Origin of the sequence: Nocardia sp. NPDC059764 (genome assembly GCF_042732555.1) — a bacterium.
In the GTDB taxonomy this organism is placed as follows: Bacteria; Actinomycetota; Actinomycetes; order Mycobacteriales; family Mycobacteriaceae; genus Nocardia.
In genome coordinates this window covers 15199-41605 of the sequence record NZ_JBHWHH010000053.1, presented here as the reverse complement: position 1 = coordinate 41605, position 26407 = coordinate 15199, and the positions used below count along the sequence as shown (strand labels likewise).

Below are 26407 nucleotides of genomic sequence, written 5' to 3'. Positions count from 1 at the left end.
GTCGTTTCCACCCCTCCCCCGGCCCATGCCCCCAGAATTCACGGCACAGTTCCGAAACACGTTCCTTTTAGACCTTGCCAACGTTGAACCTTCAAGGAGCTGGCCGATGAAATCCACCCTGACGCAACACGTCTCGACAATCCTGGCCACCACCCTGGCCACCGCCGCCCTCGCCACCGGCGCCGCCACCGCGGCTCCGCTCACCCTCGACCCCGTGGCGACGCCCACCGACTCGGCCCTGGGAACAGGGTCGGCGAGCGGGGAGCGGTCAGATCACCTGCAAGATGCAGGGCGGTACCTGGATCGAGGGCGACAGCACCCGCCCCTCCTACTGCCATATCGGGTTCCAGCCGAGTTCCCTCACGATCGACGCCGCCCCGCCCGCGGCGCAGCCGGTGGCGACGACCACCGATTCGGGATCGTCCGGCTCGTCCAACTCGGGCTCCTCCGGCCTGGGAGACGTGCTCGGCCCGTGGATCTGCGGCGGCAGTTGGGACCCGGTGCGGCATGGCTGCTTCCCCAAGGTGGGAGAAACCAACTAGTCCGCGCGGTAACGAGATTCGGCCGGTCACCCCATGGGTGACCGGCCGAATTTTCAGCTGTTACAAGCGGTTCCGCTCAGTAGCGGTAATGGTCCGGCTTGTACGGGCCCTCCACGTCCACGCCGATGTACTCGGCCTGGTCCTTGGTGAGCTTGGTCAGGGTGCCGCCCAGGGCCTCGACGTGGATCTTGGCGACCTTCTCGTCGAGGTGCTTGGGGAGGCGGTAGACCTCGTTGTCGTACTCCTCCGGCTTGGTCCACAGTTCGATCTGCGCGATGACCTGGTTGGAGAAGGAGTTCGACATGACGAACGAGGGGTGGCCGGTGGCGTTGCCCAGGTTGAGCAGGCGCCCCTCGGACAGCACGATGATCGAGCGGCCGGTCTCCTTGAACGTCCACAGGTCGACCTGCGGCTTGATGTTCAGGCGGTCGGCGCCCGAGCGCTCCAGGGCGGCCATGTCGATCTCGTTGTCGAAGTGGCCGATATTGCCCAGGATGGCCTGGCCCTTCATCGCCTTCATGTGATCGAGGGTGATGATGTCCTTGTTGCCGGTCGAGGTGATCACGATGTCGGCGTCGGCGATGGCCTGCTCGACGGTGACCACGTCGAAGCCGTCCATCAGCGCCTGCAGCGCGTTGATCGGGTCGATCTCGGTGACCTGCACGCGCGCGCCCTGGCCGGCCATCGACTCCGCGCAGCCCTTGCCGACGTCGCCGTAACCGCAGATCAGCACCTTCTTGCCGCCGATGAGCACATCGGTGCCGCGGTTGATGCCGTCGATCAGCGAGTGGCGGGTGCCGTACTTGTTGTCGAACTTCGACTTGGTGACCGAGTCGTTGACGTTGATGGCCGGGAAGACCAGCTCGCCCGCGGCGGCGAACTGGTACAGCCGCAGCACGCCGGTGGTGGTCTCCTCGGTGACGCCCTTGACCGACTCGGCGATGGCGCCCCACTTGCCGCCGTCCGCCTCGAGGCTCGCGCGCAGCAGGTTCAGGAAGACCTTGTACTCCTCGGAGTGGGTCTCGTCCTCGGGCGGCACGACGCCGGCCTTCTCGAACTGGGCGCCGCGCAGCACCAGCATGGTGGCGTCACCACCGTCGTCGAGGATCATGTTGGCCGGCTCGCCCGGCCAGGTCAGCATCTGCTCGGCGGCCCACCAGTACTCCTCCAGCGTCTCGCCCTTCCAGGCGAAGACCGGGGTGCCCTTGGGCTGGTCGACGGTGCCGTGCGGGCCCACCACGACCGCGGCGGCCGCGTGGTCCTGGGTGGAGAAGATGTTGCACGACGCCCACCGCACCTGCGCGCCCAGCGCGACCAGGGTCTCGATCAGCACCGCGGTCTGCACGGTCATGTGCAGGGAGCCGGAGATGCGCGCGCCCTTCAGCGGCTGCACGTCGTGGTACTCGCGACGCAGCGCCATCAGGCCCGGCATCTCGTGCTCGGCAAGGCGAATCTCCTTGCGGCCGAACTCGGCCAGTGACAGATCCGCCACCTTGTAGTCGATCCCGTTGCGAACATCAGGGGTCATCGTGCTGGACACTGAGGTCGTCATCTGCCTCTCCTGGTCGGCTGCTTCCCCCAAACCCTACGCGGCGGCCGGAACGTCGTACGCGGCGAGGATGCGCTCTCGTTTGCGAGGTTGGATATTGGCCCGGCTGACATCGCCCGCGTAATGGGCCAGCAACCGCGGGTCCATCACGATGCGCCAGATCGGCGGGAACAGGGCCAGCAGAATCATGGTGGCGTAACCCGCCGGCAGCTGCGGGGCCTCCTCGGAGGAGCGCAGGGTCTGGTACCGGCGGCCGGGATTGGCGTGGTGGTCGCTGTGCCGCTGCAGGTGGAACATGAAGATGTTGGTGACCAGGCGGTCACTGTTCCAGCTGTCGCTGGGGGCGCAGCGGGCCCAGTTGCCGTTCGGCCGTTTGCTGCGCAGCAGGCCGTAATGCTCGACATAGTTGACCGTTTCGAGCAGCCCCGCGCCGATCACGGCCTGCAACAGCAGGTACGGCAGGATCGAGGGGCTGTAGATCGCCATGAGCGCGCCGAACAGCACGATGGTCATGCTCCACGCCTGCAGGATGTGGTTGTGGACACTGAACCAGCGGTGGCCCTTGCGCGCCAGCCGCTCGCCTTCGAGCCGGATTGCCGAACGGAAGCCGCCGATCACGCTGCGGGGCAGGAACTCCCACAGCGACTCGCCCATGCGCGCGCTGGCCGGGTCGTCGGGGGTGGCGACGCGGGCGTGGTGGCCCCGGTTGTGCTCGACGAAGAAATGCCCGTACGCCGACTGCGCCAGCGCCATTTTCGACAGCCAGCGCTCCAGGTTCTCGACCCGGTGCCCGAGTTCGTGCGCGGCGTTGATGCCGATACCGCTGACGAGTCCGAGGGTGGTCGCCAGACCGATCTTGTCGACCGTGGACAGGTCGGTGCCGGCCCACATGCACGACGCGATGATCAGGCCGATCACCTGGATCGGCAGGAACAGGTAGGTGCACCACCGGTAGAACCGGTCGTTGCTCAGTAGTTCGTAGTCCTCGTCGCGCGGATTGGTGCCGTCTTCCCCGACAACCCAGTCCAGCACCGGGATGGCGATCAGGATGATGATCGGTCCGAGCCACCAGAACACCGTCAGCTTGGTGTGCAGCACCAATTGTGAAGGCAGCAAGGCCGACATGGGGGCGATGAGCCCCAGCACCCACAGGTGGCGTTTGGGATCCGGCGAACCCAACCGTTTGCCGAACATTTGCACGTTTACTCCGCTACTCGACCTCATCCGACTTCGCCGCTACATATCTTGGAACCTGGTTGCTGTTACAGCACGCGCGTATCCCGAAAGGTGGTCACCGTTACATCATGAGCAGTCAGTTCCGACGCAACCGACCCTGTGGCTCCCGTCACTTCCAGTGCGCGCAATCGAGCGGCGAACCGCGCTCTGCGCAACCGGTCGCGGCTCAGCGCAACCACACGTACCGAACCTGCGGCCGTCCCGTTCGACCGTAGTCGGTGCGCCGTTCCACCACGCCGTCTTCGGCCATCCGCTCCAGATATCGCCACGCGGTCACCCGCGAAACCCCTACCGCGCGACCCGTTTCCCCCGCGGACAGACCGTCCGGCGCGGCCCGCACCGCGCGTGAGACCTCGTCCATCGTCTGCGGCGCAATACCTTTCGGCGAGGTGGGCCGCTGATCCGGGGTGCGCAGCACGCCGAAGGCGCGGTCGATGTCGTGCTGCGACACCGCCGTCTCCCCCGCCGGCAGCGCCGCACGGTACTCGACGTAGCGTTCCAGCTTCTCCCGGAAGGCCGCGAAGGTGAAGGGCTTCAACAAATACAGCACCACGCCGTGCGAGACGGCGGCGCGCACCAGGGCCAGATCGCGCGCGGAGGTGACCGCGATGACGTCCGGACGCGGCCGCAGCACCGCCAGCGCCGCGGCGACCGCGAGCCCGCTCATATCTGGCAAACCGATATCCATCAGCACCAAATCAACGGGGACGCCGGAAGATTGTGACCTTTTCGCGATCGTCAGCGCCTCGCGCCCGGTGTGCGCCACCGCCACCACATCGAAACCGTCCAGCCGTTCCAGGTAAGAGCGGTGTGCCGCAGCAATTTTCGGATCATCCTCGACGATCAGGACTCGGACCGTCGCGGGAGTCGTCGAATGCACCGTTCCCGGCGTGGTCTTCATCGCGGAAACCTCACGATCACAGCGGATTCCGGTTCACGCCGGGCCCGCAACTCACCGGTGTGCCGAGCCACCAGCCGCCGCACCAGCGCCAGTCCCAGACCGTGGTGGTCGGTCTTGGTGGAGTACCCGCGCTCGGTGGCGCGGGTGAACAGTTCCTCGGACATGCCCGGACCACTGTCGGCGACCCGCACGTACAGCTCGGCGTCGTCGCGCCGCACGGTCACCTCCAGCCACGCGTCCTCGTCGTGCCCGACCTCGTCGAGGGCGTTGTCGATGAGATTGCCCAGCAGCGTGACCATCTCGTGCGGGGTCAGCGGATCGGTGGAGTCGAGCAGGGTGTCGCCGGTGACGGTCAGTTCCACGCCGCACTCGGCCGCCTGCTCCACCTTGCCCAGCAGCAGCGCCACCACCGCGGGTTCGGCCACCGCCCCGGTGAGCCGGTCGATGAGGGCCTGGGACAGCTCGAGTTCCGCGGTCGCGAAGCTCACCGCCTCCCGGGGACGGCCCAGCTCCACCATGGTGACCACGGTGTGCAGCCGGTTGGCGGCCTCGTGCGCCTGGGCGCGCAGCGATTCGGCGAACCCGCGCACCGAATCCAATTCGCCCAGCACGTCCCGCAATTCGGTGTGATCGCGCAGGGTGACCACGGTGCCGATGCGGCGTCCGGCGTGTTCGACCACATCCTGATTCACCACCAGCACCCGCTCCGGCGTCACGTGCATCTCGTCGCGCACCACGCCGGCCCCCAAGCGCTGCAGCGACACCGGCAGATCCGATCGGGTCACCGGGCCGTCCGGCAGCCCGAGCAGCAGCCGCGCCTGATCGTTGACCACCTCGGCGGCGGCGTCGCCCTTGCCGAACACCAGCAGCCCCTCGTGGATGGAGTGCAGCACCGCGTCGTGATGCTCGTACATCATGCGCAATTCGGCCGTTCCCAGCCCGTGCGTCTGCCGTAACAGTCTGCGCCGCAACAACAGTGAGCTCGCCATGGCCAGCGCCAGCCCGCCCGCCGCGACGGCCAGGATGAGCGGCAGCTGGGCGCGCACCTGCTCGCCGATGTGAGTGCGGGTGACGCCCGCCGACACCAGCGCGACGATGCGGCCGTCGCCGTCACGCACGGGGGTGACCGCGCGGATCGAGGGCCCGAGGGTGCCGGTGAAGGTCTCGGTGAAGGTCTCCCCCGCCAGCGCGCGATCGATATTGCCGCTGAAGGGTTTACCGATCCGGTCGGTCTCGGTGTGGGTGTAGCGGGTCCGGTCCGGGGCCATCACCACGATGAAGTCCATGCCGGTGGCCTTGCGGATGGCTTCGGTCACCGGTTGCAGCGCGGCGGTCGGGTCGGGGCCGCGCACGCCGGCCAGGGTGGAGGGCGACTGCGCCACGGCCACCGCGGTGTCGACGACCTCCGCGCGGGTGGCGTCGTCCTGCACCCGGCGGGTCTGCAGGAAAGTCAGCATCGTCGCGGCGGCGATCACCGCGGCGAGCACCAGCACCTGGACGACGAACACCTGCCCGGCCAGAGTGCGGCGGGGTCTTCGACCTTTCACGATTCCTCCGGATGCTTCATGAACATAATTTACGCAACAGTGACCGGCGTCACTCGGTGGAACATGATTTCCGGCGTGACGAGCGACACCACCACACCACCGCGCCGAGACCGTACCCATTGGCTGTATCTGGCGGTCATCGTGGCCGTCCTGGGCGGCGTCCTGGTCGGCTGGCTGGCTCCGGGCTTCGGCAAGAGCGTCGGCGAACTGGGCACGATCTTCGTGAACCTGATCAAGATGATGATCACGCCGGTCATCTTCTGCACGATCGTGCTCGGCATCGGCTCGGTGCGCGCGGCCGCCCGGGTCGGCCGGGTGGGCGGGCTGGCGATCGGCTACTTCCTGGTCATGTCCACGGTGGCGCTGGGCATCGGCCTGGCGGTCGGCAATCTGCTGCACCCGGGTTCGGGCCTGAACGTGGCCGCGCACGCGAAGGAGGTCACCAAGTACGCCACCGACGCCAAGGCGGCGGGCGGCACCTGGCAGTTCTTCCAGGACATCGTGCCGACCACGCTGCTGTCGTCGCTCACCTCGGGCAAGGTACTGCAGGCGTTGTTCGTGGCGCTGCTGGTCGGCTTCGGCATCCAGGCCATGGGCGCGGCGGGTGAACCGATCCTGCGCGGGGTGGCCTCGGTGCAGAAGCTGGTCTTCCGGGTGCTGACCATGATCCTGTGGCTGGCCCCGATCGGCGCGTTCGGCGCGATGGCCAATGTGGTGGCGCGCACCGGATTGGACGCGGTCAAGCAGCTGGCGCTGTTGATGGTGGCCTTCTATCTCACCTGCATCGTGTTCATCTTCGGCGTGCTCGGCCTGCTACTGCGGGTGGTCACCGGAACCTCGATCTTCAAGCTGGTCCGCTACCTGGCGCGGGAGTACCTGCTGATCTTCGCGACCTCGTCCTCGGAGTCGGCGCTGCCGCGGCTGATCGCCAAGATGGAGCATGCCGGCGTGGACCGCACCACCGTGGGTGTGGTGGTCCCGACCGGGTATTCGTTCAATCTCGACGGCACCGCCATCTACCTGACCATGGCCACCCTGTTCGTGGCCGACGCCATGGGCAAGCCGCTGGCCTGGCACGAGCAGATCGGTTTGCTGCTGTTCATGATCGTGGCGTCCAAGGGTGCGGCGGGCGTGACCGGCGCGGGCCTGGCCACGCTGGCCGGCGGGTTGCAGAGTCATCGCCCGGAGCTGCTGGACGGCGTCGGCCTGATCGTCGGCATCGACCGGTTCATGTCGGAAGCACGGGCGCTGACCAACTTCTCGGGCAACGCCGTCGCCACACTGCTCGTCGGTACCTGGACCAACACCCTCGACCCGGCCCGTGTGCGCGCGGTGCTGGATCGCGAGATCCCCTTCGACGAGCGGGCCATGGTCGACGACCACCCGGCCGCCCCGCACGACAAGGACCTGGTTCCGGCCTGACCCCAACCCCTGGGCCGAAACCGGACCGCCGGCGCGTTCCCCCTGCTGCGCGTCGCCGGAACCCGCGCACCCTGTCCGCGCGACGAGCCGCCTCCGGCTCGCGCGGACAGGGTGCGCGCTCGTTTCTCAGGCGCCGACCGCGCCCAGCGCCAGGGTCGCGGCGATGGCATTGGCCAGCTCCGCACCCTTCTTCACGAAGTGCCGCGCGAAATACTCCAGATGCTCGGCGTGCTCATGGAAGTGGTGCGGGGTGAGTACGGCCGAGAACACCGGCACATCGGTGTCGAGCTGCACCCGCATGAGCGCGTCGACCACGGTCGGCGCGACGAAGTCGTGGCGGTAGATGCCGCCGTCCACCACCAGCGCGACCCCCGCGACCGCGGCATACGCGCCGCTGGTGGCCAAACGCTTGGCCTGCAACGGGATTTCGAAGGCGCCGGGCACCTCGATCACATCGATCTCGGTATACCCGCGCCCGAGCAGCTCGGCCCGGCAGGATTCGACAGCCTTGTCGACGATGTCGCTGTGCCAGCGGGCGGCGACGAGGGCGATGCGATTCGGCATGGGTGACATGGGGATTCCTCCTGTTCGCTGTCACCCAGGGCATAGACGCGAACAGGGCCCGACCGCGCGGGCGGACGTGCCGGTGCCGCGTTCTCTTCCATCCGGACTCTGACCGTCGGCTCCGGGATCACACCGGAATCTGCTGGACCCACACCCGAGGGTGTGGCGCTCGCGGGCTCGTGCGTCCGGATCGGCCCGGGTCGCCATTGCCGCCGGTGGGGAATTCCACCCCGCCCTGAGAACGTGTACGACCGGACAGTAACACGGGGGTTCCGCCGTCCGGAACCCCCGTGTCCCGGTCAGCGCAACAGTACGTCCGCGTCGGCGGGGAGGGCGTCGACGGGCCACCAGCGCAGATCGGTGGATTCCGAACTGCGTACCGGGACAGCGACTTCCGGGGCCTTGATCTTGAACAGCAGGTCCAGGTGCCGGGTGGGGACGCCGAGGGAGCAGGTGATGGGGTGGGCCTGCGCGCCGTAGAGGCCGGGCTCGAGGGTCAGGCCCTCGATGCCGGATTCCTCGGTCGCCTCGCGGAAGGCGGCCGCGGCGACCGAATCGTCGGATTCCTCGCAGTGGCCGCCGAGCTGGATCCACCGGCCCACCCGCGGGTGCAGGGTGAGCAGCACCTCGCGCTCGTCGTGGGAGAGCACGATGGCCGAGGCGGTGATGTGCCCGGCCGCGTGCTCACGCAGGCAGCCGCGCGGCGCGGAACCGAGGAAGGCCAGCATGGCCTCGCGCAGCGACTGCTCGGGACCCGTTGCCGGGGACCAGGTCTCGAGCAGTTCGGTGGCGGACTTGTGCAGCGACTCCGCGCTCACAGCTCGACCAGGCCGATGCCGGGCTCGCCGACCTCACGCGGGGCGAGCTCGTCGAGGGGGTAGCCGACGGCGATCGCGCCCAGCGGACTCCAATCCTCGGCCAGACCCAGCACCTCCCGGGTGACGTCGGGCGCGAAGATGGTGGACCCGATCCAGCAGCTGCCCACCCCGCGCACGGCCAGCGACACCAGCAGACCCTGCACGGCCGCGCCGACCGCGACGGTGAACATGGTCTTCTCCGCGGCCCGGCGGGTCTCGTCCGGATAGTCGTGCGCGCCGTCGGGCACGCAGAACGGGATGATCACCTCGGGGGCGTCGAACAGGATGCGGCCCCGCGCGACTCGCTTCTCCACGCTCTCCGGGGTGCGGCCGTCACCGGTCAGGTCGGCCCGCCACTTCTCGGCCATGGCCTCGAGCAGCTGGTCGCGCAGACCGCGCTTGCGCACCCACACGAACCGCACCGGACGGGTGTGGTGCGGGGCGGGCGCGGTGAGACCGGCGGCGACGGCGGCCCGGATGATCTCGGGTTCGACCGGGGTGTCGGCGAACTGGCGCACCGAGCGGCGCAACAGCAGCGCCTGTTTGCGGCCCAGGTCCACCGATTCCTCGGTACCGAGCCAGAACAGGTCCTCCTCGCCGCGGCGCAGCAGGTCCCCGGCGGTGGAGCCGTCGTCGGCGTAGTCGAGGCCGCGCACCACCGCGACCGGGACGCCGCCCAGCTTGCCCTTCACCAGATCCGCGGCGGCGGCCAGTTCGTCGGCGACCGCGACCAGGGTGACGTGCAGTTCATTGCCCTGCCCGTCGACCGCGCCGTTGTAGTCGTGCAGCACCCGCAGCCCGGACGCGCCGATGGCGGCGTCGATCTGGCCGTTGCGCCAGGCCCGGCCCATGGTGTCGGTGATGACCACGGCCACCTGCACGCCGAGCCGTTCGGCCAGGCCCGCGCGCAGGGCCTTGGCGCTGGCGTCGGGATCCTCGGGCAGCAGCACGAGCTCGTCCTGCTCGACATTGGAGCCGTCGATGCCGGCGGCGGCCTGCACGATGCCGAGTTTGTTCTCGGTGATGAGGGTGCGGTTCTTGCGGGCGAGCACCCGCACCGACTCCTCGAGCACCAGCCGGCGGCGGGCGGCGTCGCGCTCCTCGGGGTCGGTGGGCACGGAGACCACGCGGCCCTCGGCCTTGGCGACGATCTTGCTGGTGACCACCAGCACGTCGCCGTCCCGCAGCCAAGGCGCCTGTGCCGCAATGGCTTCGGCGACGTCGTCGCCGGGCCGGAATTCCGGCAGGCCCGGAATCGGCAGGATGCGCAGTTCGCCGCCGGACGCGTGGTCGCCCGGGGCCTGGATGGAATCCGTTGTCACGGTTTGACTCCCGCGATGTCGAGGGCTTCGCGAACCATCTCGGCGGTGGTCGCCGGGTCGGTCATGAGCAGGGGGACGCTGCGGACTTCGACGCCCGGGATGTCGGCGGTATCGCCGGTGTGGACGAGCCAGCCGTCGAGGATGCCGGTGCCCGAGCGCGCGCCGTAGTAGGCGCCGACCGCCTCCGCGGAGGTCTCCACGCCGATCACCGACAGGCATTCATCGGCCATGCCGCGCAGGGCTTTTCCGCCGATGACCGGGGACAGGCCGATCACCTTCGCGCCCGACGTGCGAATTGCGCCCCGAATGCCGGGGACCGAGAGGATGGCTCCGACGCTCACGACGGGGTTCGACGGAGCGAGCAGGATCACATCGGCCGACTCTATGATTTCCGTCACACCCGGCGCCGGTTTCGCAGCTTCCGCCCCAATAGTCACAAATCCATGGGTCTCAACGTTCGCCCGGTACCGGACCCACCACTCCTGGAAATGGATCGCGCGGCGTTCGCCAGCGTTCTCCGGGTCCGCGATGACGACATGGGTTTCGCAGCGGTCGTCGGTTGCCGGGAGCAGCTTCACCCCGGGCTGCCACCGATTGCAGAGCGCCTCGGTCACCGCGGAGAGCGGATACCCCTGACGCAGCATTTCCGAGCGGATGAGATGGGTGGCGATATCACGGTCGCCGAGGCCGAACCAATCGGGCTGGGCGTGGTATTTCGCCAGCTCCTCCTTGGCGCTCCAGGTCTCGTTCGCGTGTCCCCAGCCGCGTTCCGGATCGATGCCGCCACCCAGGGTGTACATGCAGGTGTCCAGGTCAGGACAGATGCGCAGCCCGTGCATCCAGACGTCGTCGCCGACATTGACGATGGCCGTGGTGTCGGCGCCGGGCAGCAGCTCGCGCACGCCCATCAGGAACCGGGCGCCGCCGACTCCGCCGACCAGGACCGCGATCCGCAGGCCGGCGCCGGGCGCGGTGTCCGCTTGTTCTCGAGTCACATCCGCACAGCCTATGCGGTGACGGGCCGAAAGCGGCTCGCAGCTCATTTGCTGTGAATTTGCTGCCTGATCTGCGGGAACGTCGCCAGAAGGGGTCACAGATGGTAACGGAATCGCTTCGGCAGCTTGACCATCGCCGCTCCCGGCGTGTCTAATCACAGGCATGTCATTCCGGGTCCGCGTGAGAGTGCAAGGCGCGGACGGGTTTTCGAACAGCTGTTCGCACCGGAGTGGCGCAAGCTCGGGGATGGCCGCGGGACTACGCCGCGGTGTTGGGCCGTCGGTGGGATCGGCTCCGACGGATTAATCATTCTGCGCTAACACACAGTGAGGAGGCGGAGCGATGGCCGATGAGCTGGCCCCGTCGGGCATTCCGGGCGGTGTATCGCAAACCGATTCCACGACTGGCGCAGCACCTGACTTCTGCGCCGACGATCGGAACGGATACGAGGGGGGTGAACCGATGACGACACGGCCGGGGGGCGGACAGTGGGCGCGAGCCGCCTACCAGCCCGAACCACCGCGGCTGAGCCTGATCGTCACCGGTGCCGAGGATATGTACGACACTTTCGCGCGCGGCGGTCGCATGATGACCGAAGCCGAACAATGGCAGGAACGGGCACTGTGCGCCCAGACCGACCCGGAGGCGTTCTTCCCCGAGAAGGGCGGCTCCACCCGCGAGGCCAAGCGCATCTGCCTGGGCTGCGAGGTCCGCGACGAGTGCCTGGAATACGCCCTCGCCAACGACGAGCGCTTCGGCATCTGGGGCGGCCTCTCCGAACGTGAGCGCCGCCGCCTCAAGCGCGGCATCATCTGAAGGAAAACCGCTGTAGCCGAGGGGAATTCCGGGCCGGGCGGGCCCGGGTCCCCTACTCCGGCTCGGGATCGATGATGTCCGGCTCCACCCCGAGATAGGTCGCGATCTGCTGCACGAGAACCTCGCGCAGCAGATCGACCAGGTCGTCCGGGTCACCGGCCCGCAACTCCAAAGGCTTGCGGAACAACACGACTCGCGCGCGGGTGGCCATGCCGTAGCGATCCACCCCCGCGGGGATCAGACGCGACAGCGGCACGGGTCCGTCGGCCACCACCTCATCGGGCCAGGTGACCGAATCCGGGTGCAGCGGACGGATTTTCGGCACGTCGTCCACCGCGATGTCGAGCTTGGTCAACTGCTCGTGCCAGCGGCTCTCCAAAGGCGCGAACGCCTCCAGCACCAGCCGGTCGAACTCCTGGCCGCGGGTGCGCCGGGCCGGAACCGTCGGAGGCAGCATCGGCCCGCGCACACCCCGCCCGCGGCGGATGACCGACCGCGCGGTGGGCGGCCGCCTCTTACGTGAACGGGTCATACCCTTGAATCTAACCCTTGCCCCGGACGGGTGCGCGCACCCGCCTCGCGGGCTCGCGGCGATGTCCGGGACACGCCCGGCGGGGCCCTTCCGGGCCACGATCGCACAGGTACCGCAGGCCCTTGTGGCACGAGTGAGACGCGGTTCATTGAGCGTGTCTGTGTCCACGGGGCCGTGAGGGGGGTTACCCTGCTTGGCGTGATCCCCATGCGTCGTTGCTGCCGTCCAGGCTGCAAGAACCCGGCCGTCGCGACGCTGACCTATGTGTACTCCGACTCGATGGCGGTCGTGGGTCCCCTGGTCACGGTCGCGGAACCACATTCCTGGGACTTGTGTGAAACACATGCCTCCCGGATCACCGCGCCGAAGGGATGGGAGTTGGTCCGGCACGAGGGCGGGTTTTCCAGCTCCACCCCCGACGACGACGATCTGACCGCCCTGGCCGAAGCCGTCCGCGAAGCCGGATTGCGCCGCCGCACAACGGATCCCGACCCGCGCGCCTACGCCGACTACGCCCCGGCCCCGCAGCGCACCACCCGCACGGGCCGCACCGGCCGCCGCGGGCATCTACGCGTCCTACCCGACCCGCCCAGCTGATCGAGCGCGCGCCGTCGAGCCATACCCGACGAGTCGCCCTCGGTTCACCGAATCACTTGACCCGACAAGTAGGGGCAGGCGAAGTCCGCCTCGGCAAGGGTCTGCTACTAGGGTGTTCCCCATGACAGTCGCCCGGTCCGCCGAGTCCGTTCAAGCAGTCATCAAGGCATACGACGTTCGCGGCGTGGTCGGCGAGCAGATCGACGCGGACTTCGTCCGCGATGTCGCGGGCTCCTTCGCCCGGCTGATGCGCACCGAGGGCGCGCAGCGCATCGTGATCGGTCACGACATGCGTGACTCCTCCCCCGAACTGGCCGCCGCCTTCGCCGAGGGCGTGCTCGCCCAGGGCCTGGACGTGGTGCACATCGGCCTCGCCTCCACCGACCAGCTGTACTTCGCCTCCGGCCACCTGGACTGCCCGGGCGCCATGTTCACCGCCAGCCACAACCCGGCCAAGTACAACGGCATCAAGCTGTGCCGCGCCAAGGCGCTGCCGGTCGGTCAGGACACCGGCCTGGCCACCATCACCGAGGAAGTCATCGCCGGCGTCCCGGCCTTCGACGGCCCGCGCGGCACGGAGTCCCGCGAGGACCTGCTCACCGCCTACGCCGACTTCCTGCACAAGCTGGTCGACCTGAGCGGTTCGCGCCCGCTGCGCATCGCGGTGGACGCCGGCAACGGCATGGGCGGCTACACCGTGCCCGCCGTGCTGGGCACGCTGCCGCAGTTCACCATCGAGCCGCTGTTCTTCGAACTGGACGGCTCCTTCCCCAATCACGAAGCCAATCCGCTGGATCCGAAGAACCTGGTCGACCTGCAGGACTACGTCCGCAAGACCGGCGCGGACCTGGGCCTGGCCTTCGACGGCGACGCCGACCGCTGCTTCGTGGTGGACGAGAAGGGCGACCCGGTCTCCCCGTCCGCGGTCACCGGCCTGGTCGCCGAGCGCGAGCTGACCAAGGAGCCGGGCGCCACCGTCATCCACAACCTGATCACCTCGAAGGCGGTGCCGGAGCTGGTGACCGAGCTGGGCGGCACCCCGGTGCGCACCCGCGTCGGCCACTCCTTCATCAAGCAGCAGATGGCGGCCACCGGGGCGATCTTCGGCGGCGAACACTCCGCGCATTACTACTTCCGCGACTTCTGGGGCGCCGACTCCGGCATGCTGGCCGCGCTGCACGTGCTGGCCGCGCTGGGCGAGAAGGACCGCACGATGTCGGAATTGGCTTCGGCCTACGCGACATACGCGGCCTCCGGCGAGATCAACTCGACGGTCGCCGACGCGCAGGAGCGGACCACCGCGGTGGTCGAGGCCTTCGGCGGCCGCGCCACCTCGGTCGATCGGCTGGACGGCGTCACCGTGCAGCTGGCCGACGGCGCCTGGTTCAACCTGCGCGCCTCCAATACCGAACCGCTGCTGCGGCTCAACGTCGAGGCGCGATCGCAGGACGATGTAGACGCACTCGTAACCGAGATCCTGAGCATCGTGCGCGCCTGACTGGAATAGTGGAATCACAGAGCTTGGATTCACCAGCGTCTGGTGACCCGATGAGGGGAGGTGGCAACGCCCGATGATCGCTGGGACACCGGTAATCGACCTCGATGACGTCGCCTCGCTGGAGGCGGCGGACGCCGGGGGTGTGCTGCGCTCCGCCGCATCGGGGGGAGCGCAGGTAAGGGCAACCGCCGCCGCGCTTTCCGAGGATGCGCTCGCCCGGCTGACCGATCTGCGCCCGCGCAGCCTGGTCCTGGTCTCGGGGAGCGGACGCGCCGCCCGCGCGGCCGCGCTGCTGATCGCGGCCCTGGGTGACCACACCAGCCTGCCGCTGGTGCCGGCGACCTCGATCCCGCCGTGGGTCGGGCCGCTGGACGTGGTGCTGGTGGCCGGTGACGACGCGGGCGATCCGCGCCTCGCCGAGGCGGTGGACCGAGCGCTCCGACGGGGCGCCGAAGTGGTCGTCGCCGCACCGGACGAGGGCCCCATCCGGGCCGCGGCCGCCGGACGCGCCACCATTCTCGCGCCGCGGGTGCGGGTGCTCGACCACAATCTGATGCTGCGCTACCTGGCCGCGGGCCTGGCCGTGCTGAGCACCGTCGACCCGCATCGGGTCGGACCGCTGGTGCCCGAATTGAACGCTCTCGCAGACCTGCTCGACGAGGAGGCGCTGCGCGACGGCCCGCAGCACGAGGCCTTCCACAATCCGGCCAAGACCCTGGCCACCCGCATGATGCAGCGCAAGCGCGTCGTGCTGGCCGGTGATTCCACCGCGGCCGCCGAGCTCGCCGGACACGGGTCGGAGGTGCTGCTGGCCGCGGCCGGGCAGATCACCGCGGCCGTCTCGCTCTCGGAAGCCATTGCCGCGCACGGCCGCCTGGTGCAGACCGCGGGCGTGGCCGCGCCCGGCTTCGACCCGCTGTTCCACGACGAGGAGCTCGACGGGCCCGCGCCGGTGGAGCAGGTCCGGATCTTCGTGGTGAGCGCCGGCCCGGACGAGGTCGCCGTGCGCCGCCGGCTGGCCGTGTTCGGCTCGGACGCCGGACTCGTCGACACCGACCTGATCACGGTGGACACGGAGGCGGCCGCCGCCCCGTCCGCCGACGCGCCCGGGCAGCCCGTGCCCGCCGCCGCGAGCGGCGAAGTCACTGAGCTTGCTACGAGCAGGCTTGCGGTACTCGCACTTCGGCTGGAGATGGCGGCCGCCTATCTCCGACTACTCGGTTCCCGCCCGGCCACCGGACCGGGTCGCTACGACGGGGGCAATTACTAGTGCACGAACTCGTTGGTGCGCTGCGTTCCTACGCTTGGGGTTCGCGCACCGCGCTCGCACAGCTGTGCGGACGACCGGTTCCCTCCGCGCATCCGGAAGCCGAACTCTGGTTCGGGGCGCACCCCGCCGATCCAGCCCGCGTACAGATCAACGGTCACAGCGAATCCCTGCTGGAGCTGGTCAGCGCCGACCCGCAACACGAACTCGGGCCGGTGGCAGGCGAATTCGGCGGACGGCTGCCGTTCCTGCTGAAGATCCTGGCCGCCGAGGAGCCGCTCTCGCTGCAGGCGCATCCCAGCGTTGAACAGGCCCGGGCCGGGTTCGCGCGGGAGAACCACGCCGGGGTGTCCATCGACTCGGCCATGCGCAACTACCGCGACGAGAACCACAAGCCGGAACTGGTGGTGGCGCTGGGCCGCTTCGAGGCACTGGCCGGGTTCCGCGATCCGCGCCAGACCGTGCGGCTGCTCGCCGCCCTCGACGTCCCGGAACTGAGTCAGTACGCCGATCTGCTTGCCGCCCAGCCCGACTCCGCGGGCCTGCGCACGCTGTTCACCACCTGGATCGCGCTGCCGCAGGCCAGCCTGAGCACGCTGCTGCCCAAGGTGCTCGACGGCTGTGTGCGCTACCTGTCCGAGGCGGGCAGCGGCGGCAAGGAATTCGTGTCCGAGGTGCGCACCGCGCTCGAGCTGGCCGAGGCCTACCCCGGTGATGCCGGAGTGCTGGCGGCGCTGCTGCTCAACCGCATCACGCTGGAGCCCGGCGAGGGCCTGTTCCTCGATGCCGGGAACCTGCACGCGTACCTGCGCGGGGTGGGCGTGGAGATCATGGCCAACTCCGACAATGTGCTGCGCGGCGGTCTCACCCCCAAGCACGTGGACGTCCCCGAGCTGCTGCGGGTGCTCGACTTCGAGCCGCTCGACCTGCCGGTGGTCCGCGCGGAGCAGGTGTCGGACAGCGTCTTCCGCTATCACACGCCCGCGTCGGAGTTCACGCTCAGCCGCTTCGAGCTGGAACCGGACGCCGAGCCGGTGACGGTGGTGCGTTCCGGTCCGGTGATCGCGCTGGCCACCCATGGCCGGGTGCGGTTGTTCCAGGGCAATCACGACCTGATCGTGGAGCGCGGTCGGGCGGCGTGGATCTCGGCCGCGGACGGCGGAATCCGGGCTCAGGCGGTGGACGGTCCCGCGCAGCTGTTCTGCGCCGCGGTCGGCGAGGAGTGACGAGCGGACGGTAGGCTCCTCCCGGTCACACACGTTTTCTCGGCAAAACGGACATCGGAAGGGGCGGTTCATTGTCTGCGGGCGGCGGTAAGAAGGCCATCCTGGCGGCGCTGAGCGCGAATGCCGGCATCGCGGCGGCCAAATTCGTCGGCGCGGCCATCACCGGCTCCGCGTCCATGCTCGCCGAGGCCGTGCACTCGGTGGCCGACACCTCCAACCAGGGCCTGCTGCTGCTCGGTCAGCGCCGCGCCGCGCAGGAGGCCGACGAGCTGCACCCGTTCGGCTACGGCCGCAACCGCTACTTCTATTCGTTCGTGGTCGCGCTGGTCATCTTCGCGCTCGGCTCGGTGTACGCCATCTACGAGGGCATCCACAAGATCGAGCATCCCGAGGAACTGTCCAACCCGATCGTCGCGATCGTCATCCTCGGCCTGGCCATCGGGCTCGAGGGCTTCAGCTTCATCACCGCCATGCGGGAATCCAAGCCGCTCAAGGGCAATGCCAGCTGGTGGCGGTTCATCCGCAACTCGCGCAACCCGGAACTGCCGGTGGTGCTGCTGGAGGACTCGGGCGCGCTCATCGGCCTGGTCCTCGCCTTCGCCGCGATCAGCCTGACCATGATCACCGGCGACCCGGTCTGGGACGGCGTCGGCACCCTGTCGATCGGCATCCTGCTGGGCGTCATCGCCGTCATCCTGATCGTCGAGATGCAGAGCCTGCTCATCGGCGAGGGCGCGACCCCGGAGGAGGACGCGGCCATTCGCGCCGCCCTGGTCGACGACCGCTGCATCGACAAAGTCATCCACCTGCGCACCCAGTACCTGGGCCCGGAGGAGATGCTGGTGGCCGCGAAGGTCGCCATCGTGCCCGGCCTGGAGATCGCCGAGATCGCCGCGGCCATCGACGAGGCCGAGACGCGGGTGCGCGCCGAGGTCCCGGCCGCCCGGGTCATCTATCTGGAACCCGATCTCTACCGCGCCCAGCCGGTCCAGCAGTAGTCAGCGATCGGCGAGGCGGACCACGAACCGCAGTCCCGACCAGGTGCCGTCGATGGCGGCGACCTTGTTGTCCACCAGGCCCTGCCCCAGACCGTAAGCGCGAGCGGCGTTCTCACCGAGATCGGTGGGGACGCCGCTCGACTTCTTGGGCCAGGCCAGCCACAGGCCGCCGTCGATCGCGAGCCGCTCCCGCCAGCCGGGGAACCGGCGGGTCAGGGCGGCGCGGTCGGGGCAGAAGCCGAGGATCCCGTCATAGGGCCCGACCCCGGCGCGGCGGTGCAACAGCACCCCGCCGGGCAACTCCCCCAGCTCGAATCCCGCGGGTGCCGAGGCCAGCAGCACCCGGCTCCCGGGTTTGATGCCGAGCTTGCGTGGGAGCGGCGTGCCCGAGTAACCGGCCATGGCCGCAGCGTAACAATCAGTTGCGCCAGCGGCCGGTGAGCAGTTCGAGCGGATCGGTCGGGATGCCGAACTCCTTGCGCAGGGCGTGGCGGGCGGCGCGGTAGCCGTTCATGCCGTGCACGCCCGGTCCCGGCGGGGTGGCCGAGGAGCACAGGTAGACGCCGGGCAGCGGGGTGGCGTACGGGTTCCAGCGCGGGGCGGGCCGGAAAACGGTCTGGCGCAGGGTCATCGCGCCCGCGGAGATGTCGCCGCCGATGTAGTTCGGATTGTGCGCGGGCATGGTCACCGCGGTGCGGACATGGGTCGCGAGGATCAGGTCGCGAAAGCCGGGCGCGAAGCGTTCGACCTGCGCGGTGATGGTCTCGGTGAGGTCCTCGGCCGAGCCGTTGGGCACGTGCGCGTAGGTGTAGAGGGTGTGCTTGCCCGCGGGCGCGCGGGTGTCGTCGACGACACCGGGCTGGATGGCCAGCACATAGGGCCGCTCGGCGTGCCGCCCTGCGGCGACGGCCTTTTCGGCGGCCACGGCCTCGGCGCGGGTGCCGACCAGGTGCAAGGTTCCAGCCCGATCACACCCCTGCGCCTGCCACGGCACCGGACCCGAGAGCGCGAAATCCACCTTGCAGGCCGCGCCGCCGTAGCGGAACCTGTTGAGCGCGAAGTTGTATCGCGCGGGCAGCGTCGCGATGCGCTGCAGCTCGGCGGGCGCGACATCCAGCAATACCGCTCGGACCTCGTCGAATTCGTCGAGGGAGTCGACGCGGTGGCCGGTGACGATCCGCCCGCCGTGCGTGCGCAGATCCTCGGCGAGGGCGTCGATGATGGCCTGGCTGCCGCCGCGCGGCACCGGCCAGCCGCGCACATGGGCGAGCGTGCCCAGCAGCATGGCCACACCGGCGCCCGGAAATCCGCGCGGCGGCCGGATGGCGTGCGCGGACACACCGGTGAGCAGCGCGGGCGCCACCTCCTCGCGAAAACGCATGTTCCACAACGGCGTCGCCTGTTCGACCATCCGGCGCAGGACGCGCAGTTCGATCCCGGGGTCCAGGCGCAGCATGCCGGTCGGGTCGATCGGCGGATGCCGCAGATCCGACATGAGCAGGGCGACCAGGTCCTCCCACTTGCGCACCAGCGGACCGAACAGCCGCCGCCACGCTCCCCCGTCGCGGCCCAGGCCGTCGGCGGTGTGGTCGAGGTCGAGCCAGGCCAGCCCGGCGCGGCCACCGTCCAGCGGATGCGCGTAGGACACCTGCGGGGTGAGCAGTTCGACCCCGTGCGCCTTCAGATCGAAGGCCCGAAAGAACGGGGACGCCACCGCCATCGGATGCGCGCCCGCGCACAGGTCGTGGTGGAAGCCCGGCAGCGTGACCTCGCCGGTGCGGCACCCGCCCCCGATGCCGTCGGAGGCCTCGTATACCTCGACGTCGAGCCCGGCGCGGGCCAGGATCACCGCCGCCGCGAGCCCGTTGGGACCGGATCCGACCACCACCGCGTCAGCCATGCGTTCAGCGTATGCCGGGGTGGGAGGTCCGTGGGTGATCAGTGGGGTCGGTCACCGCGAACCCATTGGGCGACCAGGATTTCCAGGCGCTGCTGCCGAAAGTCGGGCCGCAGGCGGCCACCCCGATCCAGCGTGGCCAGGCCGTGCATGGTGCTCCAGGCGACCTCGGTGAAGGTCTCGGGGTCGTGCGGCGGCGCGAAGGGCGCGAAGGTGAGCAGCAGTTCGACGAACGCGTCCTTGAGGGCCTGCGGCGCGTCGGGGCCGAATTTCAGGTCGGTGCGCAGCAGGAAGATGGCGTCGTAGAGGGCGGCGCTGTCGCGGGCGAAGTCGAGGTAGCCCTGGACCACCGCGCGCAGGGCCTGTTCGGGGGTTTCCGCGGACTCGCGGAGTTCGCGGACCACCCCGGCGAATTCGGCCATCCCCGCCTCGGCGACCGCGGAGACGATGGCGTCCTTGCCGGCGAAGTGGCTGTACAGCACGGGCTGGCTGTATTCGATGCGATCCGCGAGCTTGCGCACCGTGACCGCGTCCCAGCCCTCGGTCTCGGCGATCTCCCGCGCGGTGTCGATGATGCGCTGCCGCCGTTCGATGCGTTCGCGTTCCTTGCGGGTCTGAATGGCGCTCATGACCGAACTCTAGCACCGCTAGACAATCTACCGATGCAAATGCCGTGACCCGCGACACGGCACGATGAATTCCGGTGGGGCGCACCGTCCCCACTTCTGACACCCCAGCGCACAGGAGACTGACATGGCGACCACCAAGCCCCACGGCCCGGCTTCGTACTTCCCGTCCATCGAGGCCAAATACGGCCGCTCCGTGGACGACTGGTTCACCCTGCTCGCCGAGACCGGCATCACCGGGCAGAAGGACCTGGTGAACTGGCTGAAGACCGAGCACGAGATGGGCCACGGGCACGCCACCGCGCTGGCGCAGTTCCACCTCAACCCGGGCAAGTGGGAGCGCTGATCGCGCCCGCGGAAACCTCCGCCGCACACCCGAAATCGGCCGCCCCATCCATGGGAGCGGCCGATTTCGTTGTGACGGATCAGACGTCGGTGGAGAAGCGGATGCCGCCGTCCGGGATGTCGACCCCGGGCCAGATACGCGCGCCGCGCAGCAGTTCACAGCGCGCGCCGACATTCGCGCCGTCGCCGATGACGGCGTCGCGGACCAGGGCGCGCGGACCGATCCGGGCACCGAAGCCGATGATCGAACGTTCCACGGTGGCGCCGGCTTCCACCCGCGCCCCGTCGAACAGGATCGCGCCGTCCAGGCGAGCGCCCGCGCCGACCTCGGCGCCGCGGCCGACGACCGTGCCGCCGATCAGGAGCGCGCCGGGCGCGACGCCCGCACCGGGGTGAACCAGGGATTCGCCGCGCTGCCCCGGCAGCGCCGGGGACGGGGCGATGCCGCGGACCAGGTCGGCCGAGCCGCGCACGAAGTCCTCGGGAGTGCCCATGTCGCGCCAGTAGGAGACGTCGACGTGGCCCTGGATGTGCGCGCCCTCGGCGAGCAGGGACGGGAAGGTCTCGCGTTCGACCGACACCGGTCGGCCCGCGGGGATCTTCTCGATGTACTCGCGGCGGAAGACGTAGCAGCCCGCGTTGATCTGATCGGTCGGAGGATCCTGGGTCTTCTCCAGGAACGCGGTGACGCGGCCGTTCGCGTCGGTGGGGACGCAGCCGAAGGCGCGGGGGTCGCTGACCCGCACCAGGTGCAGGGTGACGTCCGCACCGGAGGTGTGGTGGGTCTCGAGCACCCCGCCCAGGTCGGTGCCGCCGAGCACGTCGCCGTTGAACACCAGCACGGTGTCGGCGCGCAGCTTGGGCAGCACGTTGCGGATGCCGCCGCCGGTGCCGAGCGCCTCGTCCTCGGTCACGTATTCGAGCTCGAGGCCGAGGTCGGAGCCGTCGCCGAAGTGCTCTTCGAACACCTCCGCCTTGTAGGAGGTGCCGAGCACCACATGGGTGATGCCGGCGTCGGCGATGCGCGCGAGCAGGTGCTGCAGGAACGGCAGTCCGGCCGTGGGCAGCATCGGCTTGGGGGCGGACAAGGTCAGCGGACGCAGACGGGTGCCCTGGCCTCCGACCAGGATCACCGCGTCCGTGGACCCGGCGGTGTTACCGCTGTTCGCCATCTTCTCCCCTGTGTCAGGTGGTCAGTGATACGCGACCGCAGATCCTAACCGCCCCAAATGTTAAACAGAGCCGTTTCGATCCCGTTCGCGCAGTGCGGATCGAACCGCAAGTTTGCAGCGCACCGCAAGTCCAGCTTTCAGTGCCACCCGAAGTGGGGCCTGCCACCAGTGCGGATGCCGGTCGGCCTGGAAACGGTACGCGCTGGCGTGATGCGCAGGCAGCATGGTCTCCGGATGACGACCCGCGGCATGCCCCTTGGCGTGCGTGACCTCGGCGGACGGCACGAAGACATTGTGCCAGCCCGCCCGGCCCATCCGGTCGCCGAAGTCGACATCCTCCATGTACATGAAGTAACGGGAGTCGAAACCGTCGATGGAATCGAAGGCCGCGCGGCGCACCAGCAGGCAGGAACCCGACAGCCAGCCCACCGAACGCTCCGAGATGGCCTCGTTGTCCTGGCGGTAGCGCAGCGTCCACGGGTTCTTGGGCCAGATGCTGCCCAGGATGGCGTGACCGGCGCCGTCGGCGATGCCGGGCACCGAGCGGGCGGACGGGTAGGTGCTGCCGTCCGGCTCGAGCACCTTCGGGCCCAGCGCACCGGCACGCGGCCAGCGACGGGCGGCGGCCAGCAGTTCGTCGATGGCGTCGGTACCCCAGCGCACGTCCGGGTTGGCGATGACGATGAACTCGATGTCCGGATCGATCTCGGCCACCGCGCGGTTGATCGCGCCGCCGTAGCCGATATTGCCGCCGGTGCGCAGCAGGCGCACGTGGGCGTTGGCCTCGGCCGCCAGTTCCGGGGAACCGTCGACCGAGCCGTTATCGGCCAGGATGACCTGCGGCTTCTCACCGGTCGCGATGGCCAGGGTGCTGATGAAGTGTTCCAGGTGCTCGCCGGGCGAGTAGGTCACCGTGACGACTGCCAGCTGCGGTTTTTTCGCCGCGGCGGGGGGCTGTCCGACAGAATCCGAGGGGCTCACGGGGGCCCAGGATAGTCGGAGACGGCGGCCAATGCGTCGTTCAGTGCCAGCTTCCAGTCCCGCAACGGCGACAGGCCGCCCGAGACCCACGAATTGCCCGAAAGGACCGAATACGCCGGGCGCGGAGCGGGTCTCGGGAAATCCTCGGTGCCACAGGGCCGTACGCGTTCGGGGTCCGCGCCGAGCCCGGCGAAGACCGCGCGCGCCAGATCGAACCAACTGGCTTGTCCGGCATTGGTGGCGTGCAGGATTCGGGGTCCCCCGGGATTGACGCCCGTCCCCAGCATCCCCGCGAGTTCCAGCAGACCCGCCGCGAGATCGAGGGCGTAGGTAGGTGAGCCGATCTGGTCGTTCACCACCGTGATGGTGTCGCGCTCGCCTTCCAGCCGCCGCATGGTCGCCACGAAATCACCGGTGTCGCCGGTGTAGACCCAGGCGGTCCGCACGATGCGCGCGTCCGGCGAATACTCCAGAACCGCTTGCTCGCCAGCGAGTTTCGTCCGCCCGTACACCGTGGCCGGTCCGGTCGGATCGTCCGGTTCGTACGGGTGGGAGGCGGTGCCCGGAAACACGTAATCGGTGGAGACGTGAATGAGCCGGGCGCCGCGTTCGGCGCACACCCGGGCCAGCACGCGCGGCCCGGTGGCGTTCACCGCGAAGGCGGCCTCGGGCTCGGACTCGGCCTGATCGACGGCGGTGTAGGCCGCGCAGTTGATCAGTACGTCACCGGGTTTCACCAGTTCACGCACGGCGTCGGCGGCGGTGATGTCGAGATCGGCGTGGGCCAGGCCGCGCGCCCCGGGGGCGAGGGCGGTCAGGGCCCGGCCGAGCTGGCCGCGTGCTCCGGTGACCAGCAGCCGGGCGGTCTCGTGGCGCGGCCGCCCGGTGGTCGGGCTCACGTCGTCGGCAGTCACGGCTGTCAGTGTGGCACGCCACGTCCGCCACCCCGCGAACCCCTCGCGACCTGTGGATTCATTCGGACAGACCGGGTAATCGGGCGACATCGCGCGACTCACGGAGTCCGGGCTACGGCAACTGAACGGTTACCGCCACTAGCCTGCAGGGTGGGGGGTCTCCCATTCGATTCGACCTCGCTTGCCGGGGTCCAGTGGGCCGAGTTTGGAAAGGACAGTCGGTTGCCGGAGAGTGCCTGGGCATCGGTGCCGAAAGGGTCCCGCCCATCAGCGATGCGCCCGCGGCAGCGGGGCGGGCCGGGCCGGGCGCTGGCCGCGCTGGCCGCGGTGCTGGCCCTGACGGTGACCGGACTCGGCTGGCACAGCGTGGACCAACTGGTGTCGGGCATCGAGCGGATCGGCAATCTGGGGCTGGGCGGCGGCAAGTCCGACGGCGCGACCGACATCCTGATGGTCGGCATCGACGCGCGCACCGACGCGCACGGAAATCCGCTCACCCAGGACGAATTGGCCATGCTGCATGCCGGCGACGATGGCGAGGGCGGACTCAATACCGACACCATCATCCTGATCCGGGTGCCCAACAACGGGCGATCCGCTGTAGCCGTCTCCATCCCGCGCGACTCGTACGTGGACATCCCGGGCTTGGGCAAGGGAAAGATCAACTCCGCGTATGGCATCACCAAGTCGACCCTGCAGCAGAAGCTGATCGATCAGGGCGTCTCCCCCGCCGAGGCGGACAAACGCTCCACCCAGGCCGGGCGGCAGGCGCTGGTCAAATCGGTGGCCGGGCTCACCGGCATCACCGTCGACCACTACGCCGAGGTCGGGCTGCTGGGCTTCGTGCTGCTCACCGATACGGTCGGCGGGGTCGACGTGTGTCTGAACAACGCGGTGGACGAACCGCTCTCGGGCGCGGACTTCCCCGCGGGCAAGCAGAAGCTCGACGGCGCACAGGCTTTGAGCTTCGTGCGCCAGCGCCACGACCTGCCGCGCGGCGATATCGACCGCATCGTGCGCCAGCAGGTGTACATGGCGCAGCTGGTGCACCAGGTGCTCAGCGCCAAGGTGCTCGCCAGCCCCGGCCGGTTGCAGGAGCTCAGCGACGCGGTCGGCCGCACCGTGGTGCTCGATGACGACTGGGACGTGCTCAGCTTCCTGCACCAGCTGCAGGACCTCGCGGGCGGCGAGGTGAAGTTCGAGACCATTCCGGTCAAGGACCTCAACGGCTGGACCGACAATGGCGAATCCGTGGTCCGGGTGGATCCGACCGCCGTGCACAAGTACGTGACCGCCGCGGTCGGCGACGACGAGGACACCAAGGGCGACGGCGGCATCGAGCCGTCCACGGTCGTCGCCGACGTCTACAACGCCTCCGGCACCGGCGGCCTGGCCGGGCAGGCCGCACAGGCGCTGGCGGCCAAGGGTTTCCGCACCGGCACGGTGGACAACTGGATCGGCGGGCCGGTGCAGAGCAGCCGGGTGCTGGCCGCCTCGGGCGGCGACCCCAAGGCGCGCGCGGTGGCGCAGGCGCTGGGCGGGCTGCCGGTGATGGCGGAGCCGGGACTGCCCGAGGGCTCGGTCCGCGTGGTGCTGGCGGGTGACTATTCTGGTCCGGGTTCGGCGAAGGGCAGCGCCACGTTCGATTTCTCCGGAACCGCGACCGCGACGCCCGTGCCCCCAGCCCCACCTATCGACGCCGGCACGAACGGACCGAAATGCGTGAACTGAACGAGACCCTCACCGAAGCGGTGCTCGACCCCATCCTCGCCCGCGACCCCGCCGGGCCGCGCATCACCTATTACGACGACGCCACCGGCGCGCGCATCGAACTGTCCGCGCTCACGCTGGCCAACTGGGCGGCCAAGACCGCCAATATGATTCGCGACGAATTCGGGCTCACCTCCGGCGCCCGGGTGGCGGTCCTGCTGCCGGCGCACTGGCAGACCGCCGCGGTGCTGCTGGGCTGCTGGTGGGCGGGCGTCGAGGTGGTGCTGCACGCCGATCCGGACGCCGAACTGGCGCTGGTGACCGCCGACCGCATCGACGAGGCCGACGGCATCGCCGAGGTGGCCGCGCTCTCGCTGGACCCGATGGGCATGCCGGTGCGCGACCTGCCGATCGGCATCACCGACTACGCCACCTCGGTCCGCGTCCACGGCGACCAGTTCCGCCCGCACGGCATCGGCTGTGCCCTGGACGGCACCTCGGTCTCCGCCGTCCTCGACGAGGCCCGCAAATCGGCTGCCCGCCAGGGCTTCACCGCTGAGGACCGGATCCTGTCCACCACATCCTGGGACACCCCCGCCGAACTGATCGACGGCTTCGTCGCGGTCCTGGCCGCCGGCGCCTCACTGGTCCAGGTCACCAACCCCGACCCCGCCGCCCAGGAGCGCCGCGTCGCCTCCGAGCGCGTCACCGCCCAACGCCGCTGACGATCCGCCACCCGGCGATGTGTGGTTCCAGGGGCTCGCCCGGCCGCGGGGAGGTGGAGGCCCGAGCTACGAGAGTTGTTGCTCCTACCCCGGTAGGAGCACACATTCCCGCCTCGGGATGTTTATCCACAGCAAGCGTGTACGTACCGTGGAATCATCCGATGACG

General features: G+C 69.4%; 26 protein-coding genes and 1 riboswitch. Of the genes, 11 read left to right on the top strand and 15 right to left on the bottom strand.

All coding sequences use genetic code 11. The features are described 5' to 3' along the window. Positions 1-284: 284 nt before the first annotated feature. Positions 285-542: a hypothetical protein gene (locus ACFV4K_RS14645; RefSeq protein ID WP_379275084.1), complete on the top strand. Its 258-nt coding sequence runs from the start codon at positions 285-287 to the stop codon at positions 540-542. Between the two features lie 76 nt (positions 543-618). On the opposite strand, the gene ahcY is transcribed toward ACFV4K_RS14645, so the two are convergent. From ahcY to ACFV4K_RS14625, 4 genes are all read right to left on the bottom strand, one after another. Then, positions 619-2094: an adenosylhomocysteinase gene (ahcY, locus tag ACFV4K_RS14640; protein ID WP_379275083.1), complete on the bottom strand. Its 1476-nt coding sequence runs from the start codon at positions 2092-2094 to the stop codon at positions 619-621. 33 nt (positions 2095-2127) lie between these two features. Continuing rightward, a complete protein-coding gene (locus ACFV4K_RS14635) occupies positions 2128-3285 on the bottom strand; it encodes an alkane 1-monooxygenase (RefSeq protein WP_379275081.1) in 1158 nt (385 codons plus the stop codon). A 208-nt stretch (positions 3286-3493) separates the two neighbouring features. Then, positions 3494-4228 (bottom strand): response regulator, encoded by a 735-nt coding sequence (locus ACFV4K_RS14630; protein ID WP_379275080.1) that lies wholly within the window; start codon positions 4226-4228, stop codon positions 3494-3496. Next, on the bottom strand, positions 4225-5685 hold the full coding sequence (locus ACFV4K_RS14625; RefSeq protein WP_379275094.1) for an ATP-binding protein: 1461 nt from the start codon (positions 5683-5685) through the stop codon (positions 4225-4227). Before ACFV4K_RS14625 ends, ACFV4K_RS14630 begins: the two co-directional genes overlap by 4 nt. Before the next feature lie 153 nt (positions 5686-5838). On the opposite strand from ACFV4K_RS14625, the gene ACFV4K_RS14620 reads away from it, so the two are divergent. Beyond that, positions 5839-7197 (top strand): cation:dicarboxylate symporter family transporter, encoded by a 1359-nt coding sequence (locus ACFV4K_RS14620; RefSeq protein ID WP_379275092.1) that lies wholly within the window; start codon positions 5839-5841, stop codon positions 7195-7197. Between the two features lie 126 nt (positions 7198-7323). Here ACFV4K_RS14620 and ACFV4K_RS14615 read toward each other — a convergent pair whose 3' ends face one another. From ACFV4K_RS14615 to cofD, 4 genes are all read right to left on the bottom strand, one after another. Further along, positions 7324-7770, bottom strand: a complete 447-nt coding sequence (locus ACFV4K_RS14615; RefSeq protein ID WP_379275078.1) for a 6,7-dimethyl-8-ribityllumazine synthase — start codon at positions 7768-7770, stop codon at positions 7324-7326. 76 nt (positions 7771-7846) lie between these two features. After that, positions 7847-8008: riboswitch (FMN riboswitch) on the bottom strand. 52 nt (positions 8009-8060) lie between these two features. Beyond that, on the bottom strand, positions 8061-8579 hold the full coding sequence (locus tag ACFV4K_RS14610; RefSeq protein WP_379275076.1) for an NUDIX hydrolase: 519 nt from the start codon (positions 8577-8579) through the stop codon (positions 8061-8063). Continuing rightward, complete coding sequence (locus ACFV4K_RS14605; protein WP_379275074.1) at positions 8576-9940, bottom strand: coenzyme F420-0:L-glutamate ligase; 1365 nt, start codon at positions 9938-9940, stop codon at positions 8576-8578. Before ACFV4K_RS14605 ends, ACFV4K_RS14610 begins: the two co-directional genes overlap by 4 nt. Beyond that, positions 9937-10896, bottom strand: a complete 960-nt coding sequence (gene cofD / locus ACFV4K_RS14600) for a 2-phospho-L-lactate transferase (RefSeq protein WP_379275090.1) — start codon at positions 10894-10896, stop codon at positions 9937-9939. The genes ACFV4K_RS14605 and cofD overlap by 4 nt, the downstream gene beginning before the upstream one ends. A 595-nt stretch (positions 10897-11491) precedes the next feature. Between cofD and ACFV4K_RS14595 the strand changes: the two genes are divergently transcribed. Next, positions 11492-11752, top strand: a complete 261-nt coding sequence (locus ACFV4K_RS14595) for a WhiB family transcriptional regulator (RefSeq protein WP_213560898.1) — start codon at positions 11492-11494, stop codon at positions 11750-11752. A gap of 52 nt (positions 11753-11804) precedes the next feature. Here the strand turns inward: ACFV4K_RS14595 and ACFV4K_RS14590 are convergent, their stop codons facing one another. Next, the gene (locus ACFV4K_RS14590) at positions 11805-12284 is read right to left on the bottom strand and encodes a metallopeptidase family protein (RefSeq protein WP_357087107.1); all 480 of its coding nucleotides are present in this window, start codon (positions 12282-12284) and stop codon (positions 11805-11807) included. Between the two features lie 207 nt (positions 12285-12491). On the opposite strand from ACFV4K_RS14590, the gene ACFV4K_RS14585 reads away from it, so the two are divergent. The 5 genes from ACFV4K_RS14585 (at position 12492) to ACFV4K_RS14565 (ending at position 17870) form a co-directional block, all read left to right on the top strand. After that, positions 12492-12881, top strand: a complete 390-nt coding sequence (locus tag ACFV4K_RS14585) for a DUF3499 domain-containing protein (RefSeq protein WP_379275089.1) — start codon at positions 12492-12494, stop codon at positions 12879-12881. 121 nt (positions 12882-13002) lie between these two features. Then, positions 13003-14379, top strand: coding sequence for a phosphomannomutase/phosphoglucomutase (locus ACFV4K_RS14580; protein WP_379275073.1), 1377 nt, complete (start codon positions 13003-13005; stop codon positions 14377-14379). Positions 14380-14452: 73 nt separating this feature from the next. Beyond that, on the top strand, positions 14453-15649 hold the full coding sequence (locus tag ACFV4K_RS14575; RefSeq protein ID WP_379275072.1) for a tobH protein: 1197 nt from the start codon (positions 14453-14455) through the stop codon (positions 15647-15649). Beyond that, the gene (gene manA, locus ACFV4K_RS14570) at positions 15649-16872 is read left to right on the top strand and encodes a mannose-6-phosphate isomerase, class I (RefSeq protein ID WP_379275071.1); all 1224 of its coding nucleotides are present in this window, start codon (positions 15649-15651) and stop codon (positions 16870-16872) included. Before ACFV4K_RS14575 ends, manA begins: the two co-directional genes overlap by 1 nt. Before the next feature lie 71 nt (positions 16873-16943). Next, positions 16944-17870, top strand: a complete 927-nt coding sequence (locus ACFV4K_RS14565; RefSeq protein ID WP_379275070.1) for a cation diffusion facilitator family transporter — start codon at positions 16944-16946, stop codon at positions 17868-17870. Here ACFV4K_RS14565 and ACFV4K_RS14560 read toward each other — a convergent pair whose 3' ends face one another. From ACFV4K_RS14560 to ACFV4K_RS14550, 3 genes are read right to left on the bottom strand one after another with little or no spacing between them, the layout of a single operon-like run. Continuing rightward, on the bottom strand, positions 17871-18272 hold the full coding sequence (locus ACFV4K_RS14560; protein WP_379275068.1) for a hypothetical protein: 402 nt from the start codon (positions 18270-18272) through the stop codon (positions 17871-17873). It lies immediately after the preceding gene. 16 nt (positions 18273-18288) lie between these two features. Beyond that, positions 18289-19770 carry a phytoene desaturase family protein gene (locus ACFV4K_RS14555; RefSeq protein ID WP_379275066.1) on the bottom strand — a complete coding sequence of 494 codons (1482 nt, stop codon included), beginning with the start codon at positions 19768-19770 and terminating at the stop codon, positions 18289-18291. Between the two features lie 38 nt (positions 19771-19808). Further along, positions 19809-20396: a TetR/AcrR family transcriptional regulator gene (locus ACFV4K_RS14550; RefSeq protein ID WP_379275064.1), complete on the bottom strand. Its 588-nt coding sequence runs from the start codon at positions 20394-20396 to the stop codon at positions 19809-19811. A 124-nt stretch (positions 20397-20520) separates the two neighbouring features. Here ACFV4K_RS14550 and ACFV4K_RS14545 point away from each other — a divergent pair, with 124 nt between their 5' ends. Further along, entirely contained in the window at positions 20521-20739 is a 219-nt protein-coding gene (locus tag ACFV4K_RS14545; protein WP_379275062.1) for a DUF4287 domain-containing protein, read from the top strand. 79 nt (positions 20740-20818) lie between these two features. On the opposite strand, the gene ACFV4K_RS14540 is transcribed toward ACFV4K_RS14545, so the two are convergent. From ACFV4K_RS14540 to rfbD, 3 genes are read right to left on the bottom strand one after another with little or no spacing between them, the layout of a single operon-like run. Then, on the bottom strand, positions 20819-21910 hold the full coding sequence (locus ACFV4K_RS14540) for a sugar phosphate nucleotidyltransferase (RefSeq protein ID WP_379275060.1): 1092 nt from the start codon (positions 21908-21910) through the stop codon (positions 20819-20821). 60 nt (positions 21911-21970) lie between these two features. Further along, complete coding sequence (locus ACFV4K_RS14535; protein ID WP_357087136.1) at positions 21971-22891, bottom strand: glycosyltransferase family 2 protein; 921 nt, start codon at positions 22889-22891, stop codon at positions 21971-21973. Beyond that, complete coding sequence (gene rfbD / locus ACFV4K_RS14530; protein ID WP_379275058.1) at positions 22888-23805, bottom strand: dTDP-4-dehydrorhamnose reductase; 918 nt, start codon at positions 23803-23805, stop codon at positions 22888-22890. Before rfbD ends, ACFV4K_RS14535 begins: the two co-directional genes overlap by 4 nt. A 273-nt stretch (positions 23806-24078) precedes the next feature. On the opposite strand from rfbD, the gene ACFV4K_RS14525 reads away from it, so the two are divergent. Beyond that, a complete protein-coding gene (locus tag ACFV4K_RS14525) occupies positions 24079-25536 on the top strand; it encodes an LCP family protein (protein WP_379275056.1) in 1458 nt (485 codons plus the stop codon). Further along, positions 25524-26240, top strand: a complete 717-nt coding sequence (locus tag ACFV4K_RS14520; RefSeq protein ID WP_379275055.1) for a TIGR03089 family protein — start codon at positions 25524-25526, stop codon at positions 26238-26240. Before ACFV4K_RS14525 ends, ACFV4K_RS14520 begins: the two co-directional genes overlap by 13 nt. The last annotated feature ends 167 nt before the right edge of the window (positions 26241-26407 follow it).